Consider the following 18231-nt stretch of genomic DNA (forward strand, 5'->3'; position numbering starts at 1 on the left):
AGCTGACAACGAGCCTGGATCCGACGCCGCGGCATCCGGGGACCGCACCCTGGCTCCAGCATGCCTGCTGGCGTTCTCTTCCGATGTTGGACGTGGAGCATGCCCGCCGCAGCCTGACCTGGGCGAAGGTGCGGTTGGTCCCGGGCAAGAAGTCGTTGGATGAGTTCTTGCTGTTGTCGCTCGTGCTGGACGTCGTCGAAGCGGACGAGGTGGCGGAGCAGTTCGGGTTGGACCACGCGTTCCTGAGCCAATGGTTCTCCCATCTGGTGGACTGGCGGAAGGCGTTCCCTCCACACCAGTGGCTCCGGCTCCTCCTACGGGCCCGGGTGCTGGGCTTCCCCGTGTCCTCGAAACAGCTTCATCCCCACATCAAGAGGGTCGGTCCCCGAGCAGCGGCCCGGATCGCCCTGGACGAAGGCGAGCTGCTGGCCTTGAGGCTGCCGCTGAAGGGCGCCAGCCTCCTGGAGACGGCCCGTCAGCTCTTCCGGCAGAGTGAAGACCCAGTCGGTGCCGTCCTGGCTTCGCTGTTCAGGACGGTGGCGCTCCTGCGGACACCGCTCGTGAACATGGAAGGAGTGCGCGAAGAACTGATTTCGGATCTGGCCCGCCTCCCGCTGACCGCCCACCTGGGCCCGATGAAGCTGCTCGGTGCGAGCGGCCCGGCGGCGAAAATGCTCCCCCGGCCCCTGCTCGACCTGATGGGGCACAACAAGGACTGGAGGGAGATCCTCCTGCGAGTCGGGGGCGTGCTGCTGGCCTTCGAGGATCTGCGTGATGGGGGCGACCGATTCGATTCGCTGAGCTGGGAACGGGGCTACTCCAAGTACACGTCCTCGGAAATCCAGGGGTTGCAACGAGCGCTCGCGCGCTCCAAGGCCTTGGCCTTCGAGGACGAGCCGCTTGAGAACACGGGCTCCTTCAGCGCCGGGCCCCTCCCCCCCACGACGGTCCACAGCGAACTGCTCTTCACCGCGAGAAGCCGCACGTCAGAGGCGCCGAGCGACTTCGGCGCGGTCGTCGTCGACCTGACCTCGAGCGAAGGCGCGCGAACCGAAGCGTTCTTGCTGACCCAACGCGAACCCTACGGGCCGGCGGCGACCAAAGCCGGCGATCGTTTGTTGTCATTGCCCTCTGTCACGCGCTGGAACGGCGGCGAAGTGGCCTTCGAGGTGGACACCGCCGTCGCGGGAATCTGCTGGGAAGCAATGGTCGCCCGCTCACTCCGGCAGACCCGGGAGCAGCAACTCGATCTCGACCTGCGCCGCAGCAGCGCCCAGGGATTTCAACCGACCGCACTGAGGGTCCGCCAACCACTGCACGTCGGCGTCGAACTGGGCGATGCCCTATCCCAACGACGCCTTGGTCAACGCTGGTTGGAGACAGCGCCGAAACGGACGGCCCGAGTCCTGGGCGGTGGCGAGGACGAAGCTCCCCATGGGGAGTCGGCCACGGTGGATCTGCTGTACCTGCGGGCCTCTCCCATCGTGACAGCAATAGGTCCCTGGATGGAACTCACGATGAGCGGACACTCCGAGAACCGCTTCCGGGAGCGGGGGCGACTCATCTCCGCGGACAACTTGCTCGCGTGGATGAAGCATCTGAGGGTCTGCATTCTCGCGGGCCCGCAGTTGCAGGATACCCAACGTGTCGAGAGTGATCGTCTCCATGCCGCCACCGCCCGGGCCTTCGCTTGCGAGCTGGCGGATTCGGGACAACTCACGGCGGTCCTGGTGCTCCCCTCTTTGCCGGAGGGTCTTGAATTCGAAATGAATGCGCTCGTGGCCCAGGCGTTCACCCAACAAGATTGGGCACGTGCGTTGAGTTCAAGGGTACGAGAGATGCGCACCCATCTTTTTCAAGCACTCGGGCAGACCGACGACGCATGGGAAGTCGCGATGGATTGTTGTCTCTACATGCCACCCCAGTCGCAGCTGCACTTCTGACCGCCACTTCCCCCGTGGAGCGACCCATGTCCGGTTCCGAAGACCCGCTCGTCCTCAACGGCATCGACGGCGTCACCGGACAGTACCTGGTGCAACCCGTGGAACTCCCGGCGGCCGCGGAGGTGGCGGAGCCCAGTGGGCACGCGCCCTACTTCGACGCCTGGAAGAAGTGGCTCGAACTCATCCCCCGGGGCCTCGCCTACGCGCTGCCGTTCGACGTGGACTCACAGGATCCCACCCAGGCCGGTTGGGGCGTGGTGTTCCACGCGCAGGCGTCCGACGAGCTCCGCAAGGGCCTGGAGCCGCTCATCGCCCACCGGCGTGAACTCGTGGAAGCGGACCGGATGCACGTCCTCGCCTACCAACCGGGTGAGACGGCGCATCAGTTCCTCGCGCGCCACGGGGTCGGCGTCGGTGACGTGGACCCCACGCGCGTGCCGTTCTACCTGCTGCTCGTCGGCGGGCCGGAGGACATCCCGTACGACCTCCAGCACGCGCTCTCCCTGTCCTACGCGGTGGGCCGTCTCTCCTTCGACACCCCGGCCGAGTACGCGCGCTACGCCGAAAGCGTGGTCACCTACGAGACAGGCGCCACGGTCCCCAACCACCGGCAGGTGAGCTGGTGGGCCCCGAAGCACCTGGGCGACCGCTCCACCCACCTGAGCGCGGACGACCTCGTCACCGCGCTCGCCCGGGGTGCATCCGCGGACCTTCCGCCCCAGCTCACGAAGACGATCGCCGCGAAGCTGCGCTACGCCAGCCGCGATGCCATCGAGGACGACGCGACCAAGGAGTGGCTGCTCTCCGCGCTCCACGGTCGGGACGTGCGTCCGGCCGTGCTCTTCACCGCGTCCCACGGCGTCGGCTTCCCCTCGAACGACGCGCGCCAGCGCTCCGACCAGGGCGCCCTGCTGAGCCAGGACTGGACCGGCTTTGGAGCGATGGCCCCCGCGCACTACGTGGCGGCGTCCGACATCCAGGACGACGCACGACTCCACGGGCTGGTGGCCTTCTTCTTCGCCTGCTTCGGCGTCGGCACGCCCGCCCATGACGAGTTCCCCATCAACCCCGCCCGGAAGGGCGAGGCACTCGCCCCCGCCGCCTTCGTCGCGGCCCTGCCTCGGCGGCTGCTGTCCCATCCGGCTGGCGGCGCGCTGGCGGTGATTGGCCACGTGGAGCGGGCCTGGGGCTTCTCCATCAAGCCCCTGCACCTGGCGCAGTCCACCCTCCATCCGTTCCGCAACACGCTCGCGAAGATCATGTCCGGCCAGCCCGTGGGCCACGCGCTGCGCGACTTCCGCGACCGGTTCTCCGACGTGAACAACATCCTGCTGACCCACCTGGATGCCAACACGTCCAACGGCAAGCTCGCGCCCCGCGACCTCATCCACCGGTGGATTGAACGCAACGACGCGCGCAACTACGTGGTGCTCGGCGATCCCGCCGTGCGCATCCGCCACACCGAACTGCAGGCGATTCCCTGAAAGGAGCATGACCCCATGCGAACGCTCATTCTCAGCGACCTCCACCTCGGCAACGGCGGGCCCTACGACATCTTCGCGGGCGCCGCGGAGCTGCCCGCCCTGCTGGACTCGCTCACCAGCGCGCCCACCCACGTGGTGCTCAACGGTGACAGCTTCGACTTCCTCCTCAACGACGACCCGCTCGCGGTGGACCCGAAGCGCACCCTCGAACAGGCCCGGGCGCTGGTGAACTCCGCGCAGACGGCGCCGTCGCTGAAGGCGCTCGGCCGGGTGCTGGCCTCGGGCGGGCGCGCGACGATGGTGGTGGGCAACCACGACCTGGAGCTGGCCCTGCCGGACGTCCAGGCCGTGGTGCGCGCCGCGCTCGCGCAGCCCGCCTCCGTCGCCTCACGGCTGGAGTTCCGCGACGGCACCGCGCCCCTCCAGTTGGAAGTGGGCGGAGCCCGCGTGCTCGTCACCCACGGCGAACACACGGACGTGACCAACCGCATCGACTACGACTCGCTCCTGTCCTCCGAGCGCGACAGCCGCTTCCGCTATCCGCCGGGCTCCGTGCTGGTGAAGAGCCTGCTCAACCCGCTCAAGCACCAGCACCGCATGCGGTACATGGACCTGCTCAAGCCGGACTTCCAGGGGGCGGTGATGGTGGCGCTCGGCGTGAAGCCCGACGCGCTCAAGGTCCTGCTGACCTCCGGCACCCTCACCCTCCTGCGCCGGCTGATCCAGAACAAGGGCATCGCGCCGGCCTTCGCCTTCCCGCCCACGGACGATGCCCAGGCGGCCACGGAGGCGGAGTCACACCTGGCGCAAGCGATCGCGGACGTGGACCTGGAGGACGATGAGGTGAACGCGCTGCTGTCCGCGTTGGATCCGGATCAGCTCAACGCCTTCGAAAGCCCCAGCGCCCTGGGCCGTGCCCGCTTGAAGCTGTGCAAGGCGGGCTTCGCGCTCTACGCGCGCCTGCACCGCACGGTCGCGGGGAAGACGGGCACGGACTACTTCGCGCTCGAACCGGGCAAGGACGAACTCGCGGAGAGCGAACGGCTGGGCAAGAAGTTCGGACCCCAGGCGGTGGTGATGGGCCACACCCACGCGGCGCGGTGGCACCAGGGCAACGGGCGCGTGTTCGCGAACACCGGCACGTGGATCTCCCTCCTTCGCCTCCCCTCCCCGGACGCGTCCGACGAGGACTGGGGCGAGTACCTCGCGGAACTCCAGACCAACCCCGCGCTGGAGCCGTCCCGCCAGAAGCTGGCCCGGCTGGAGCACCGCTTCACCTGCGTGGAGGTCGCACCGAACGCTTCGGGAGCGACGTTGCGGCTGGCCCAGTGGAAGGACCAGGGGCTCCACACGCTGGGCAGCGCGGAGCTCAAGGCAGGAAGCTGAGCCGTCAGCGCGCCGCGGGCCTGTCGGCCGAAGCGGACAGCACGCCGTGCAGCACGGCCAGCATCACGGCGCACGCGAGGATGTGGGGCGCGACGTAGGCGAGGCCCCACTTCTCCGCGATGACACCGGCAAGGCTCGGCAGCGCCGCGACGCCCGCGGTGGCCGCGCTCACCTGGAAGCCCACCGCGTGCGCGGACACGTCGGTGCCCACCCGGCGCGGCGTCTCCGACATCAGGCCCGGGAAGATGGGGGCCAGCGCGAAGCCCAGCAGCACGAGCCCCACGAAGGGCGGCACGCTGGGAATCGCGAACAGCAGCGCGCCCACCACCGCGAGCCCCGTGCTCGCGCGCAGCATCCGCACCGAGCCCAGGTGTTCGACGATGAAGCCCGACAGGATGCGACCCACCAGCAGGCTGCCCCAGTAGAGGCTCACCCAGGTGCCGGCCTCCGCGGTGTGCAGGCCCCGGCCTTCGGTGAGCACCGTGAAGCTCCACTGGCCGGCCGTCACCTCCACGCCCGTGTAGAAGAAGAACGTGGCGATCTGCAGCCACACCCGGGGCCGCCGCAGCGCCTCCGCCGCGCTGGCGGTGGGCACCTCCGCGTGGGCTTCGCCTTCGGGCCGCACCGGCGCATCCCACTGCCGACGCATCACCAGGAACATCAGCGCCAGCGTGCCCAGCACGGCGCCGATGACCGCGTACCCCGTGCGCCACCCGAAGCCTCGCGTGAGCAGCGCGGTCATCAGCACCGGCCCCAGCGCCGCGCCGACGCTGTAGGCTGCATGCAGCCAGTTCATGTGCTTGGGCCCGAAGTTCTGGGCCGCGTAGTTGTTGAGCGCGGAGTCGATCGCTCCCGACCCGAAGCCGATGCAGCACGCCGCCAGCAGGAAGAGCGCGAACACGGACAGGGTCGCGTATCCCGCGAGCCCCAACGCCACCAGCCCCGTGCTCACCGCCAGCAGCAGGCCCAGCTTGAGCAGGCGCATCAACCGTCCCGCGAGCAGCCCGGACACGAAGTACGCGACCGCCGCCGAGGACAGGATGGCCCCCATGCCCGCCTGCGACAGGCCGAAGGTGCTCCGCAGCGACGGCCAGGCGACCCCGAGCACCGCGTCCGGCAGCCCCAGGCTGATGAACGCCAGGTAGGCGAGCGTGAGGAGCGCGGGACGCGGACGGGGAATGGGCACGGAAGCAGTCACGGCCGCGCAACGTAGACCGCGCCCGGGCATTCCCTCCGTGCATTTCGGTGACATTCATCAGGGCCTTGACGTTGTCACTGGTGTCAGGCCCTAGGGTCCGTCGGCAGGAGAGCAGGATGAACATCGGAGAACTCGCCCGGCGCACGGGCAGCAGTGCGCGCTCCATCCGCCACTACGACAAGGCGGGGCTCATCACGTCGTACCGGAGGGACAACGGCTACCGCGACTTCGAAGAGGAGGCCGTCCCCCAGGTGATGCAGGTGGCGCGGATGATCCGCCTGGGCTTCTCCCTGGAGGAGATCGCCACCTTCCCGCCCTGCATGCTCCGGCAGGTCACCACCGCCGTCTGCCCGGACGCCCTCGCGGCCCACCGCGAGCGGCTGGCGGAAGTCGACCAGCAGCTCTTCGACCTCGCGCGCCTGCGGGAGCGACTGATCTCCGTGCTGGACGCGAACGCAGCCCCTCTACCCTCCACCGAACGAGCACCCCATGAACCGTCGTGACGTGATGAAGACCGCCCTCCTGGGCGCAGGCCTGCTGCCGGGAATCGGCCTCGGCGCCGCGCCCGCCCCTGCTCCGGCGAAGCGCGACAAGCCCCGGACGTATCTGCTGGTGCACGGCGCGTGGCACAACGCCCTGCACTGGACCCGCGTCTCCGAGGCCCTGTCCGCCCGGGGGCATCAGGTGGTGGCCATCGACCTGCCGGGGCACGGCCTCAATGCGCGCTTCCCTGCCTCCTACCTGACGGGCCCCGCCGCGCGCTTCGCGGAGGAGAAGTCGCCCCTGGCGGATGTGACGTTGGACGACTGCGCGGCGGCGGTGGTGTCCGCGCTGGAGAAGCTGAAGGGCGGGCCCAAGCCCATCCTCGTGGGTCATAGCGCGGGCGGCACCGTCATCACCCGGGCGGGTGAGCAGGCGCCACAGCTCATCGGCCGGCTGGTGTATCTGAGCGCGTACTGCCCGCTGCGCCTCCAGAGTGCCAGCGGCTACGGCGCGCTCCCCGAGGCCCGCACCGGACATGGTGAAAACCTCTTCATCGGCGACGCGGTGAAGGTCGGCGCGGTGCGCATCAATCCTCGCGGCGACGCGGCGTACCTGGAGGCCCTGCGCGCGGGCTTCTACCAGGACGTAGACCCCGAGGGCTTCCTTCCCTTCGCGCTCACCCTCACGCCGGACATCCCGCTGTCCCTCTGGGTGGGCAAGGTGGGGGCGACGAAGGAGCGCTGGGGACGCATCCGACGCAGCTACATCCGCTGCACGCAGGACCGCGCACTGGCCCCCGCGCTCCAGGACCTGATGATCCGCGAGGCGGATGCGTTCACTCCAGGCAACGCCTTCACCGTCGAATCCCTGGAGTCCTCCCACTCACCGTTCGCGTCGCAGCCGGAGAAGCTGGCCGCGGTGCTGAGCGGCCTGCGCTGAGCCGAGCACCTCAGAAGATGGACAGGCCCGTCAGCGTCGTGAACCGGTCCAACGCCTCCATGCCCGCCACCGAGTTGCCCTGGGCATCCAACCCGGGGCTCCACACGCACAGGCCGCAGCGGTTGGGGATGATGGCGATGATGCCTCCGCCCACGCCGCTCTTGCCCGGCAGGCCCACGCGGTAGGCGAACTCGCCCGCGGCGTCGTACGTGCCGCAGGTGAGCATCACCGCGTTGACCTGCTTGGCCTGGCTGCGCGTGAGCAACCGCGCTCCGTTCGCGCGCTCCCCATGGCGGGCGAGGAACCCGCACGCCCGGGCCAGGTCCGCGCAGCTCATCGCCAGCGAGCACTGCCAGAAGTAGTGCTCCAGCACCTCGGAGACGGGGCTCTCCATGTTGCCGTAGCTCGCCATGAAGTGGGCCAGCGCGCGGTTGCGGTGGCCGTGCTCCGCCTCCGACGCGGCGATGACCTCATCGAAGTCCACCGACGGGTTGCCACTCTCCGCGCGGAGGAAGTCGCGCAGCGCGCCCCGAGCGTCCCCGGTGAGCTGTTGCAACCGGTCGGTGATGACCAACGCGCCCGCGTTGATGAACGGGTTGCGCGGGATGCCGTGCTCGTACTCCAACTGCACCAGCGAGTTGAACGGATTGCCCGACGGCTCCTTGCCCACCCGCCGCCACACCGCGTCCCCGTCGCGCGACAGGGCCATGGCCAGGGTGAAGACCTTGGAGATGCTCTGGATGGAGAAGGGCTCGCGCCAATCGCCCACGCCGTACACGTCCCCGTCCACCGTCGCGAGCGCCATGCCGAACCGGCGCGGATCCACCGCCGCCAGCGCCGGGATGTAGGTCGCCACACGGCCCTGCCCCACCACCGGCCGCACCGCGGCCCACACGTCGTGCAACACCGCCTGATAGTCCATGAGGCGCCATCCTCATCCACAAAGGGCGTTCGGCCTTTCAGAAAATCCGTGCGGCGGTGTCTGCTGTTTTCATGCGCCTCTTTTCAACCACCCTGCTCTCCCTCGCCCTGCTGGGCACCGTCCCCACGGCCTGCTGCAGCAACACCTCCTCGGCCTCGAACTCCTGCCAGGGCCCGGACGTCACGCCCACCGACCCGGGAACCGTCCAGGTCACGCAATTGGGTGCCGGGGAGCTGAACGCCGGTGGTCAGAAGTGGCCCTACCAGTTGCTGAAGCTGGAGGTGCCCGGCCGGGCCGCCACCTACGCGCAGTGGTTCCCGCCCCGGAAGCTCGGCGTGTCCCCCACGGTGATGATCACCAAGCCCTACGACGGCATCACGTGGACGGGCGAGGCCGTGGACGCGAAGTGGGCATCGCGTGGCAATGGCCTGCACCCCGATGACAGCGAGCCACACTACGGGCCGGGTTCGTCCCCCATCGCCTTCACGCCCACGACGCCGGAGATCATCTCTGGCGAGGCGTTCATCTACCTGGCCCATGACTTCGGCGTGCTCGCCGTCTTCGGCCGCTTCTACGCGGGCGGAGACCTCCAGAACGACCGCGACGACATGAACGCGGGCATGCGCTTCCTGGCCCAGGCGTCCAACGTGGACACGTCGCGCATCGGCGTCTTCGGCGGTTCGTGGGGCGGTTACGAGGCGCTCTACGCCGCGGCGGATGCCCCGGCCAGCGTCATTCCCAAGGTGGGCGTCGCCATCTCCCCGCTGTCCGACTTCGCCCAGGAGGTGGACTACGTAAGCCGCGTCGTCCCCTCGCGCGTGAGCGACCCGGCGATGCGCACGCGCTACCAGCAGTTCTTCGAGCCGTACTTCCGCCGCATCTTCGCCACCACCGGCGGCGACCCCGTCACCACGTCGGGCGCGGACTATTCGCGCTGGGACGCGGCCCACCTGCTCGACAAGGTCCAGACGCCGTTCCTCATCCTCCACGACGACTGGGACACCCTCATCCCGGTGGAGCACACGCGCGCGCTCGTGTCCCTGGCGCCCCACCGCTACACGCCGCTGTACTTCCAGAACGCGGGCCCCGTGAACTGGAACACGCTGGCACCGGACCACGGGCCCACGCTCGCGGCGAATGGCACGGTCCTCATCACGCTGAGCGTGGCGCACCTCATCGTGAAGCTGGGCGCCGCGGAGCAGACCCTGCTCATCCCCCACGCGGACGGCACCGTGCGCACGTGGCTGCAGGGCGTGCGCGCCCTCCAGCAGTTGGACCGCGATGTGACGGACGTGGCGCCCCGGCTCCTGGAGCTCACGGATCCGCGCGTGCAGATGTACGAGGCCACCGTGGGCAGCGTGCAGCCCGGCGCGGCCTTCGTCGCGGCCCAGGTCAACGCCGTCTGGGGCACGGCCTTCACCGATGCGAACATCCGCGCGGCGCTGGAATCAGGACTGCCGACTCCGTAGCGAGCCATGGGGCACCCTCAGAAGGGTGATGCGCTACCGCTTGAAAGCCGTGTAGACCGCCATCCATGACCCGATGGAACACCCGATCATGGGGCATGCTGGCGGTCCTCGGGCTCGCCTTGGCGACGACGGGCCTTGGGGGTACAGCTCGCGCCCAGGCCGGCAATGCACCGGTTGCCCTGGCGCAGGCGCCGTGCACCTCCAAGGACTCCACGGTGAGTTGCTGCGTGAAGACGCACCCACTGGCACCGGAGCGATGCGGCGCCACGAAGCTGGAGGCGGAGGAGATCCTCTTCGCCGCCAAGGTAGCCATGGCGTTGGCCAGGCCAGACCTGCCGGAGTGGAAGCGAGCCTGCATCGAGAATTATGTGAAGTGCCAGGACGAGCACTGGATTGGTTCCTGCTACGCGTGCTTCCGGTACTGCGAGGGTCAACAGGGCGAATGGCCGCGCGACAAGTGCCATCGCAGGACAGGAGACGACTGAGCATGTCAGAGGACATCGACTGGGATCCGGTACGAGAGTTGGCCGCGCGCGTAGAAGCGGGCGAGACGCTGACGCTCACCCCACAGGTGCGCGAGTTACTCCTGCGCACGGCACGCCAAGTGGGGATGCCGGCGTCCGCCGCACGGACGGCTGTCGAAGACGTGGGCGCCGCCACTACGCTGTTGCGTGAGACCCGCGCGCGCATCCGAGACGGCTCCATCCGCCTATCGCTCACGGAGATGAGGGCGCGCGACCTCGCACGGGCCGGAGACACGGCCGGCGCGCGGAAGCTCCTCGAAGACCTGCTTGCCGTGGAAGTGGTGCCTCTCTACCTGCAGGAGGCGAAACTGGCGCTGGAGGAACTGGACTGACGGCCGACCCTCCGCGCGGCACTGGAATCCGGCCGAACGACACCGTGGAGCGCCGCCTGCTTCAACGCAGGCCCGCACGCTTCGCCAGCTCCTGGGCCAGCGCGCGCAGCTCCTCGGCGCCTGACGCGTTCGGGCTCGTGTCGAACACCACCTCGTAGCCCAGGCCCGCCTGGTTGATGGACTCCGAGCGCGGGATGCGCGCGCGCAGCACCGGCACCGTCACGTCCTTCAGCGCCTCTTCCATCGCCACGTTGGTCGCGGGCGTGCGCCGGTCCCACAGGTTCACCGCGGCCACCAACTGGCCGCCGTCCTCGCGAACCTCGCGCCACGCCGTTTCAATCTCCGCCAGCCCCTGCAACGCGAACGCGCCCGTGGGCACCGGCGCCACCACCACGTCCGCGAAGCACATCACCGCCTCCGTGAACGCACCAATGGACGGCGGCGTGTCCACGAGGATGACGTCCGGCGTCCACGACAGCGTCTTCAGCGCGCGCGGCAGCGCCTGCAACCGGTGCCCCCAGCCGAACAGCTCTCGCTCCAGCGCCGCCATGCGCGGAGCCCCCGGCGCGATGTAGAGATTCGGCCGCTTCGGCGACGCCACCACCACTTCGTCCAGTTTGTGCTTCGGCCGGGGCCCGAAGGCGTCCGCCACGCACGGGCCGTCACGCGTCTCCAGGCCCAGCACCAGCGACGCGTGCGCCTGCGGATCCAGATCCAGCAGCAACACCCGGTGGCCCGCGTCCGCCAGCGCCGCCGCCACGTGCGCGCACAGGGTCGTCTTCCCCACGCCTCCCTTGATGGTGCAGAACGCAATCGTCGGCATGATGGACTCCGCTCCTACCAGGATTCCGCCGCCCGCTGGGCCGCGCCGGAATGGACCGCCCGCCCCATCCCGTGCGCTCCAGAATGGAGCAGCCCTCCGTCATCCCCTCACCCAGCCCAATGATTCCAGGCCCTTGGCGCTGGCACCGGACGTGCTCTGTCCCCTCCACGTCAGGGCGCCTCGCAAGGGTGCCGGAAGCTTCAGGAGGAACATCATGGAAATCCGGTTCTTTGGGGTTCGGGGCAGCATCGCGGTGTCGGGTTCTCGGATTGGTGGCAACACGGCGTGCGTGGAGGTGACGAGCCAGGGCGAGCGGCTGATCCTCGACGCGGGCACGGGCATCCGCACGCTGGGCGAGGTGATGCTGCGCGAGGGCGCCCCGCAGAAGGCCACGATGTTCTTCTCGCACCTGCACTGGGACCACGTGCAGGGCTTCCCCTTCTTCACGCCCGCGTACCTGCCCACCACCGCGCTGACGCTGTACGGCCCGGGCGCCAACGGCGCGCAGGCGCTGGAGTCCACGCTGTCGCAGCAGATGCGCCCGCCGCAGTTCCCGGTGCCGCTGTCCACCATGCGCTCGAAGATGGCCTTCGGCTCCGCCATGCATGGCCAGACGGTGGAGGTGGGCCCGTTCAAGGTGACGCCCATCGACGTGCCGCACCCGGACGGCTGCATGGCGTACCGCGTGGAGGCGGATGGCCATTCCTTCGTGTACGCGACGGACGTGGAGCTGCCGGAGCGCCTCACGTCGGACGTGGCGCGCCACTTCGAGGGCGCGGACGCGCTGTGCCTGGACGCGCAGTACACGCCCGACGAGTACGAGGGGAAGAAGGGCATGTCCAAGAAGGGCTGGGGCCACTCGACGATGATGGACGCGGCCAAGGTGGCCAAGGACCTGCACGCCGGGCGACTCTTCCTCTTCCACCATGATCCGTCCCACGCGGACGACCTGCTGGAGGACATGGCGCAGCAGGCCCGCGGCCTGTTCCCCTTCACCGAGCCCGCGCGTGAAGGCCAGCGCATGCTGCTGGGCCGCGCGGCGGGCGCATGAGCCTCACGAGTCCGGAGCCCTGCGCTACACTGTCCCGCGAGCCCTTCACGCTGCCGCCGCTTCCTGCCGCCATGCCCTCGTCCCCGCCGGATGTGTCCCAGGTCCTGCTCCCCTTTGGCGGCCTCGTCGGGCGCGAGGTGGACCTGGATGCCTTCCTCCAGACGCTCGTGGACCGCATCGCCATCACGCTGCAGGCGGACCGCGGCACGCTCTGGCTGTTGGATCCGGTGCGCCGCGAGCTGTTCAGCCGCGCTGCGCACCTGCCGGAGGTCGCGCAGATCCGCGTGAAGCTGGGCCAGGGCGTGGCGGGCTACGTGGCGGAGGCCGGTGAGCCCGTGCACGTGCCAGATCCGCGCGGCGAGCGGCGCTTCTTCGCGGACATCGACCGGATGACGGGCTACCGCACCATCAGCCTGGCGGCGGTGCCCCTGCGCGACGCGGCCGGCGCGGTGTACGGCGTGCTCCAGGTGCTCAACCGCCTGGGCGGCGGACCCTTCACGGAAGACGACACCCAGAAGCTCACCGCCATCGCGGCCCAGGTGAGCACCGCGCTCCAGACGACCAGCCTCTACCTGGAGCTTCAGCGCGCGAAGGATCAGCCGCAGGCCCCGGTGGGCTACTTCTTCAACCGCATCATCGGAGAGGCCCCGCCCCTCAAGGCCCTCTACCGGCTGGTGCAGAAGGCCGCGCCCACGGACGCCACGGTGCTGCTGCGCGGGGAGAGCGGCTGCGGCAAGGAGCTCTTCGCGCGCGCCATCCACGTCAACGGGCCCCGGCGGGACAAGCCCTTCGTGAAGGTGGACTGCGCGGCCCTGCCCGCGTCCCTCATCGAGAACGAACTCTTCGGCCACGAGAAGGGCGCTTTCACCGGCGCCGACCACCGCATGCCCGGCAAGTTCGAGGCGGCCGACGGCGGCACGGTGTTCATCGACGAGTTGGGGGAGCTGCCCCAGTCCGTGCAGGGCAAGCTCCTGCGCGTGCTCCAAGACCGGGAGTTTGAACGCGTGGGCGGCACGCAGGCCGTGAAGGTGGACGTGCGCATCGTCGCGGCCACCCATCGCGACCTGCCGCGCATGGTGGCCGAAGGGAAGTTCCGCGAGGACCTCTACTACCGCATCAAGGTCGTGGAGCTGCTCCTGCCCCCGCTGCGCGAGCGCGGCGCGGAGGATATCGAACGGCTCGCGCGCCACTTCGTCGCCACCGCCGCCCGGCGCCACCGGCTGACGGCGCCGCGCCTGAGCGTCGCCGCGCTGGAGCGCCTCAAGCGCTACCGCTGGCCCGGCAACGTGCGCGAGTTGGAGAACTGCATCGAGAGCGCCGTGGTGCTGTCCGAAGGAGAGATCCTGGAGGAGCACCTGCCCCTGCCCTCCCTGGACCGCCCGCTGTCCTCCGCGCCACCGGAGTCCATGGTCCGGGAGGCCCGGGAAGCGCCCGGTACGTCGGGGGAGGCGCCGCTCCTGCTTCCGCTGGCGGAGGTGGAGCGCCGTCACATCCTGCGCGTGCTGGAGGCGGTGAAGGGCAACCGCACCGCGGCGGCACGGACGCTGGAGATCGGTCGCAACACGCTCAGCCGAAAGCTCAAGGAGTACGGGCTGGCGGACGAGGGCTGAGCGTCGCCCCGTCCGTCCTGGCGCCGCTCTGCCCCCCAACAGGCAGCCACCCGAGGGGTGCCCTGTTTGATGGTGCCCTCCAGCGAGGGGGAAGGCCACCTCTCCTCAGGGCCGTTGTGCGAACCGCGAGGACCGGATTCCGGGAGGCGGTGACCGTTCTCCTCCCTGGGGTTCCCCGTGCAGGACGTGCCCCCTGGGGGAGGAGTACGTCATGGCGGATATCCTGGATGTTCCGGCGAGCAGACGGCCCGCCGAAAAACCCGAGACACACACCGGCCGGATCGTCCTCATCTCCCTGGTGGCCGCGCTCGGCGGCTTCCTCTTCGGCTTCGACACCTCCGTCATCAACGGCGCCGTCGGAGCCCTGGAAACCCAGTTCGCCGCGAGCAGCTGGGCGTTGGGGCTGGCGGTGTCCTCCGCGTTGATTGGCTCCGCGATTGGCGCCCTCTGCGCGGGCGCCGTCGCGGACCGCTTCGGCCGCACGCGCACGATGATCATGGCCTCGGACCTGTTCATCGTGAGCGCGCTCGGCTCCGGCCTCGCATTCTCACTCTGGGACCTGAGCTTCTGGCGACTGGTGGGCGGGCTGGGCGTAGGCGCCGCCAGCGTCGTGGCGCCCGCGTACATCGCGGAGAGCGCCCCGGCGCACCTGCGCGGACGGTTGGCGTCGCTGCAACAGCTGGCCATCGTGGTGGGCATCTTCGTGGCCCTCCTGGGGGACTTCGCTATCGCGCGCTCCGCGGGCTCGGCCTCCAACCCGGGCTGGTTCGGCATCACCGCGTGGCGCTGGATGTTCTTCAGCGGCCTGCCACCCGCGCTCATCTATGGCCTCGGCGCGATCTTCATCCCCGAGTCTCCGCGCTATCTGGTGGCCAAGGGCCGTGAGCAGGAAGCGCTCCGCGTGCTGCGCGACATCGAAGGAGACACCGCCCCCACCAAGCTCGCGGAGATCCGCCGCTCCGTTCGCCAGGACCGCAGGCCGCACCTGGCGGACCTGAAGGGGGGCCGGTTCGGCTTCCTGCCCATCGTGTGGATCGGCATCGTGCTCGCGACGCTCCAGCAGTTCGTGGGCATCAACGTCATCTTCTACTACTCCAGCGTCCTCTGGCAGGCGGTGGGCTTCTCCGAGCAGAGCTCGCTGCTCATCACCGTCATCACCAGCGTCACCAACATCCTCACCACGCTCGTCGCCATCGCCTACGTGGACAAGATTGGCCGCAAGCCGCTGCTCATCATCGGCTCCGTCGGCATGGCGCTCACGCTGGGCCTGCTCGCGTACCTCTTCGGCACCGCGCCGCAGGACGCCACGGGCAATCCCGTCTTGCAGGGGACCGCCGGCACCACGGCGCTCATCGCCGCCAACCTCTACGTCGTCTTCTTCGGCTTCTCGTGGGGCCCCGTCGTCTGGGTGCTGCTGGGCGAGATGTTCCCCAACCGGATCCGCGCGCTCGCGCTGTCCATCGCGGCCATGGCGCAGTGGGTGGCCAACTTCGTGGTGTCCGCCACGTTCCCGGCGCTCAAGGCGCTCGGGCTGGGCTGGGCCTACGGCCTGTATGCCGCGGCCGCCGTGTTCTCCATCTTCTTCGCCGTCCGCTTCATCAAGGAGACGAAGGGCCGCGAACTGGAGTCCATGTAGTCCCGAGGGGTAGGCGAAATGCTCGAAAGCCCGTACGTCCGTACAGGCGTACGGGCTTTGTGCACCTTCACGCGTTGCCTGGGTACAAAGACACCTGATCTATTTGACACCCGGGGTCAGGGCCTTCCAGCATCTGACTCATGCTGAAACATTCCCCCTCGCGAAACCGACTCACAGGCGTTCTGCTCGCCTCCCTGCTGCTCGCACTGACGGCCTGCCCCGGCACGGATGAGCCGGATGAAGACGGTGGCACCCCCGTCACGGACGGTGGCACCAACTCGGACGGCGGCCCCATCGACGAAGGTCCCGCGTTCTGTGGCGACGGCAAGAAGCACTCGACCGAAGCGTGTGACGACGCCAACACCGTGAGCGGTGACGGCTGCACGTTCAACTGCAAGGAGATCGAGATCGGCTTCGACTGTCCGACCCCCGGCCAGAAGTGCGTGGTGGGGACGGCCTGTGGCAACGGCGTCGTGGAGCCGGGCGACCCGGACGCCGGCGTGACGGGCGAAGTGTGCGACGACCGCAACAAGGCGGACGGCGACGGCTGCTCGGCGAACTGCAAGGCCATCGAGCCGGGCTGGACCTGCCCGTTCCAGGGTCAGCGCTGCCGCGCGGCCCAGTGCGGCGACGGCAAGATCGCGGGCGACGAGGAGTGCGAGGACGGCAACACCACCAACGGCGACGGCTGCAGCAACACCTGCCGCCTGGAGCCGGGCTACAAGTGCGACCCGGGCCAGCCGTGCGCGAAGACGACCTGCGGCGACGGCAAGAGGGAAGGCACGGAGCAGTGCGACGACGGCAACAACGACATGGGCGATGGCTGCTCGCCCCTGTGCGTGCTGGAGCCCAAGTGCGTGAACGGAACCTGCCAGCCCATCTGCGGTGACGGCGTCATCCTCCCCGGAGACACCACCGAGGAGTGCGACGACGGCAACGTGCGCGCCAACGACGGCTGCTCCGCCACCTGCAAGCTGGAGGAAGGCTTCGCCTGCACCCGCGTCACCGAGACCCCGCCGAACTCCGTGGAGATTCCCGTCGTCTACCGCGACTTCCGCGGCATGAACCAGCCCGTCGGCGGCGCCTACCCCGCCACCCGGCACCCGGACTTCGATGACCTCAACACCGGGGATACCGGCATCGTCGGTCCGCTGTACACGGGCACGCTCACGAACAACAAGCCCACCTACGCGAAGGCCACTGGCAGCACCCCCTCCACCCACGGCAAGGTGGCGTTCGACCAGTGGTACCGCGACACCCCGGGCGTCAACGTGACGGTGGTCAGCACGCTGAAGCTGGACAAGCAGGGCAGCGGCGCCGGCTCCTACCTGTTCGACAACCAGAGCTTCTTCCCGCTCGACAACCTCGGCTGGGTGAAGCTGGGCCAGGAGAACAAGCAGAACGACGGCAACGGCACGCCGCGCAACTTCAGCTTCACCAGCGAGGCGCGCTACTGGTTCGAGTTCAAGGGCACCGAACTGCTGAGCTTCCGCGGTGACGACGACGTGTGGGTGTACATCAACGGCAAGCTCGCGCTGGACCTGGGCGGCGTCCATGGCCCCCAGAACGGTGAGGTGTCGCTGGCCAACGCCACCACGGTCAGCAACCTGGGGCTGGTGAAGGGCAAGATCTACGAAGTCGTCGTGTTCCAGGCGGAGCGCCACATCACGGGCTCTTCGTACAAGCTGACCCTGAACAACTTCGAGACCCAGCGCACCAACTGCGAGTCCACCTGCGGCGACGGGCTCCCCAACCCGGGCGAGCAGTGCGACAAGGGCAACGCCAACGGGCCGGGCTACGGCAAGTGCAGCCTGACCTGCATCTGGAACGCCCGCTGCGGCGACGGCATCACCCAGTACAACTTCGGTGAGACCTGCGACGACGGCAACGACAACAACCTCGACGACTGCCCCAACAACTGCATCTTCGATCCGGGGTGAGTCCGCTGAAGCCCCGGTGCCTTCAAGGCCGGGGCCCTGCGTCCGGACCCCTCACAGGGTCCGGGCGAGCATGAACGCGGCGGCCAGGGACAGTCCCCCGGCCGCCGCGCAGTGTTTCCAGGCCCCGCGGGACAGCACGCCCCCGGTGCCCATGGCCTCGTCCCCCAGCACCACCAGCGCCGACACGCCCGCGGCCAGCACCAGCAGCGCCCCACCCACCGCCTTGACGAGCACGTCCGGCGACACGCGCACCAGGGGTTCGTCGCGAGGCCACGGGACGAAGAGCACCAGGCCCAGGGCCAGCGCGCCAAAGCCGGCCAGCAGCCAGCGGGGCCGGGCCCGCGCGGACATCCGTCCCAGGGTGAACACCGCCAGCAGGAGCACGGCGAGGCCCGCCGCGCACGCCGGCACCCAGAGGATGCGACCCAGGTCCTCGCCCATGCCCTACCCCCGCCCCACGGGCCCCTGAAGGACACGGAGCCCGGCGGGAG

The 18231-nt window shown here is 69.3% G+C and carries 16 protein-coding genes; 12 read left to right on the forward strand and 4 right to left on the reverse strand.

Features of this window, described 5'->3' with window-relative positions:
- The 3 genes from OV208_RS39195 to OV208_RS39205 all read left to right on the forward strand — a co-directional run.
- On the forward strand, positions 1–1943 hold a 1943-nt coding region (locus tag OV208_RS39195; RefSeq protein ID WP_267579088.1), incomplete at its 5' end, for a hypothetical protein.
- Positions 1944–1969: 26 nt separating this feature from the next.
- Entirely contained in the window at positions 1970–3427 is a 1458-nt protein-coding gene (locus tag OV208_RS39200) for a C25 family cysteine peptidase (protein ID WP_267579089.1), read from the forward strand.
- A 15-nt stretch (positions 3428–3442) separates the two neighbouring features.
- Positions 3443–4813 carry a metallophosphoesterase gene (locus tag OV208_RS39205; RefSeq protein ID WP_267579090.1) on the forward strand — a complete coding sequence of 457 codons (1371 nt, stop codon included), beginning with the start codon at positions 3443–3445 and terminating at the stop codon, positions 4811–4813.
- 4 nt (positions 4814–4817) lie between these two features.
- Here OV208_RS39205 and OV208_RS39210 read toward each other — a convergent pair whose 3' ends face one another.
- Complete coding sequence (locus tag OV208_RS39210; protein WP_267579091.1) at positions 4818–6011, reverse strand: MFS transporter; 1194 nt, start codon at positions 6009–6011, stop codon at positions 4818–4820.
- Between the two features lie 116 nt (positions 6012–6127).
- Here OV208_RS39210 and OV208_RS39215 point away from each other — a divergent pair, with 116 nt between their 5' ends.
- The gene (locus OV208_RS39215; RefSeq protein WP_267579092.1) at positions 6128–6514 is read left to right on the forward strand and encodes a MerR family transcriptional regulator; all 387 of its coding nucleotides are present in this window, start codon (positions 6128–6130) and stop codon (positions 6512–6514) included.
- Entirely contained in the window at positions 6501–7433 is a 933-nt protein-coding gene (locus OV208_RS39220) for an alpha/beta fold hydrolase (RefSeq protein ID WP_267579093.1), read from the forward strand. The genes OV208_RS39215 and OV208_RS39220 overlap by 14 nt, the downstream gene beginning before the upstream one ends.
- Before the next feature lie 10 nt (positions 7434–7443).
- Here OV208_RS39220 and OV208_RS39225 read toward each other — a convergent pair whose 3' ends face one another.
- Positions 7444–8355, reverse strand: coding sequence for a glutaminase (locus OV208_RS39225; RefSeq protein ID WP_267579094.1), 912 nt, complete (start codon positions 8353–8355; stop codon positions 7444–7446).
- Positions 8356–8426: 71 nt separating this feature from the next.
- Between OV208_RS39225 and OV208_RS39230 the strand changes: the two genes are divergently transcribed.
- The 3 genes from OV208_RS39230 (at position 8427) to OV208_RS39240 (ending at position 10680) form a co-directional block, all read left to right on the forward strand.
- On the forward strand, positions 8427–9824 hold the full coding sequence (locus tag OV208_RS39230; RefSeq protein ID WP_267579095.1) for an alpha/beta hydrolase family protein: 1398 nt from the start codon (positions 8427–8429) through the stop codon (positions 9822–9824).
- A gap of 227 nt (positions 9825–10051) precedes the next feature.
- On the forward strand, positions 10052–10309 hold the full coding sequence (locus OV208_RS39235; RefSeq protein ID WP_267579096.1) for a hypothetical protein: 258 nt from the start codon (positions 10052–10054) through the stop codon (positions 10307–10309).
- Between the two features lie 2 nt (positions 10310–10311).
- Positions 10312–10680, forward strand: a complete 369-nt coding sequence (locus OV208_RS39240; RefSeq protein ID WP_267579097.1) for a DUSAM domain-containing protein — start codon at positions 10312–10314, stop codon at positions 10678–10680.
- Between the two features lie 61 nt (positions 10681–10741).
- Here OV208_RS39240 and OV208_RS39245 read toward each other — a convergent pair whose 3' ends face one another.
- Positions 10742–11503 carry a ParA family protein gene (locus tag OV208_RS39245; RefSeq protein WP_267579098.1) on the reverse strand — a complete coding sequence of 254 codons (762 nt, stop codon included), beginning with the start codon at positions 11501–11503 and terminating at the stop codon, positions 10742–10744.
- Positions 11504–11717: 214 nt separating this feature from the next.
- On the opposite strand from OV208_RS39245, the gene OV208_RS39250 reads away from it, so the two are divergent.
- The 4 genes from OV208_RS39250 (at position 11718) to OV208_RS39265 (ending at position 17740) form a co-directional block, all read left to right on the forward strand.
- Positions 11718–12554, forward strand: coding sequence for an MBL fold metallo-hydrolase (locus OV208_RS39250; RefSeq protein WP_267579099.1), 837 nt, complete (start codon positions 11718–11720; stop codon positions 12552–12554).
- A complete protein-coding gene (locus OV208_RS39255; protein ID WP_267579100.1) occupies positions 12551–14164 on the forward strand; it encodes a sigma 54-interacting transcriptional regulator in 1614 nt (537 codons plus the stop codon). Before OV208_RS39250 ends, OV208_RS39255 begins: the two co-directional genes overlap by 4 nt.
- A 211-nt stretch (positions 14165–14375) precedes the next feature.
- Positions 14376–15800: a sugar porter family MFS transporter gene (locus OV208_RS39260; RefSeq protein WP_267579101.1), complete on the forward strand. Its 1425-nt coding sequence runs from the start codon at positions 14376–14378 to the stop codon at positions 15798–15800.
- Between the two features lie 140 nt (positions 15801–15940).
- Positions 15941–17740: a DUF4215 domain-containing protein gene (locus tag OV208_RS39265; protein WP_267579102.1), complete on the forward strand. Its 1800-nt coding sequence runs from the start codon at positions 15941–15943 to the stop codon at positions 17738–17740.
- A gap of 51 nt (positions 17741–17791) precedes the next feature.
- Here OV208_RS39265 and OV208_RS39270 read toward each other — a convergent pair whose 3' ends face one another.
- The gene (locus OV208_RS39270) at positions 17792–18181 is read right to left on the reverse strand and encodes a hypothetical protein (protein WP_267579103.1); all 390 of its coding nucleotides are present in this window, start codon (positions 18179–18181) and stop codon (positions 17792–17794) included.
- Positions 18182–18231: the final 50 nt, after the last annotated feature.

Source organism: Corallococcus sp. bb12-1 (assembly GCF_026626765.1).
GTDB lineage: Bacteria > Myxococcota > Myxococcia > Myxococcales > Myxococcaceae > Corallococcus > Corallococcus terminator.

Excerpts from the sequence above, each read along its gene's own strand:
- OV208_RS39250 (WP_267579099.1), top strand. The coding sequence starts at position 11,718 with ATGGAAATCCGGTTCTTTGGGGTTCGGGGCAGCATCGCGGTGTCGGGT.
- OV208_RS39205 (WP_267579090.1), top strand. The coding sequence starts at position 3,443 with ATGCGAACGCTCATTCTCAGCGACCTCCACCTCGGCAACGGCGGGCCC.
- OV208_RS39230 (WP_267579095.1), top strand. The coding sequence starts at position 8,427 with ATGCGCCTCTTTTCAACCACCCTGCTCTCCCTCGCCCTGCTGGGCACC.
- OV208_RS39220 (WP_267579093.1), top strand. The coding sequence starts at position 6,501 with ATGAACCGTCGTGACGTGATGAAGACCGCCCTCCTGGGCGCAGGCCTG.
- OV208_RS39255 (WP_267579100.1), top strand. The coding sequence starts at position 12,551 with ATGAGCCTCACGAGTCCGGAGCCCTGCGCTACACTGTCCCGCGAGCCC.
- OV208_RS39270 (WP_267579103.1), bottom strand. The coding sequence starts at position 18,181 with ATGGGCGAGGACCTGGGTCGCATCCTCTGGGTGCCGGCGTGCGCGGCG.
- OV208_RS39225 (WP_267579094.1), bottom strand. The coding sequence starts at position 8,355 with ATGGACTATCAGGCGGTGTTGCACGACGTGTGGGCCGCGGTGCGGCCG.
- OV208_RS39265 (WP_267579102.1), top strand. The coding sequence starts at position 15,941 with ATGCTGAAACATTCCCCCTCGCGAAACCGACTCACAGGCGTTCTGCTC.
- OV208_RS39260 (WP_267579101.1), top strand. The coding sequence starts at position 14,376 with ATGGCGGATATCCTGGATGTTCCGGCGAGCAGACGGCCCGCCGAAAAA.
- OV208_RS39245 (WP_267579098.1), bottom strand. The coding sequence starts at position 11,503 with ATGCCGACGATTGCGTTCTGCACCATCAAGGGAGGCGTGGGGAAGACG.
- OV208_RS39240 (WP_267579097.1), top strand. The coding sequence starts at position 10,312 with ATGTCAGAGGACATCGACTGGGATCCGGTACGAGAGTTGGCCGCGCGC.
- OV208_RS39200 (WP_267579089.1), top strand. The coding sequence starts at position 1,970 with ATGTCCGGTTCCGAAGACCCGCTCGTCCTCAACGGCATCGACGGCGTC.
- OV208_RS39215 (WP_267579092.1), top strand. The coding sequence starts at position 6,128 with ATGAACATCGGAGAACTCGCCCGGCGCACGGGCAGCAGTGCGCGCTCC.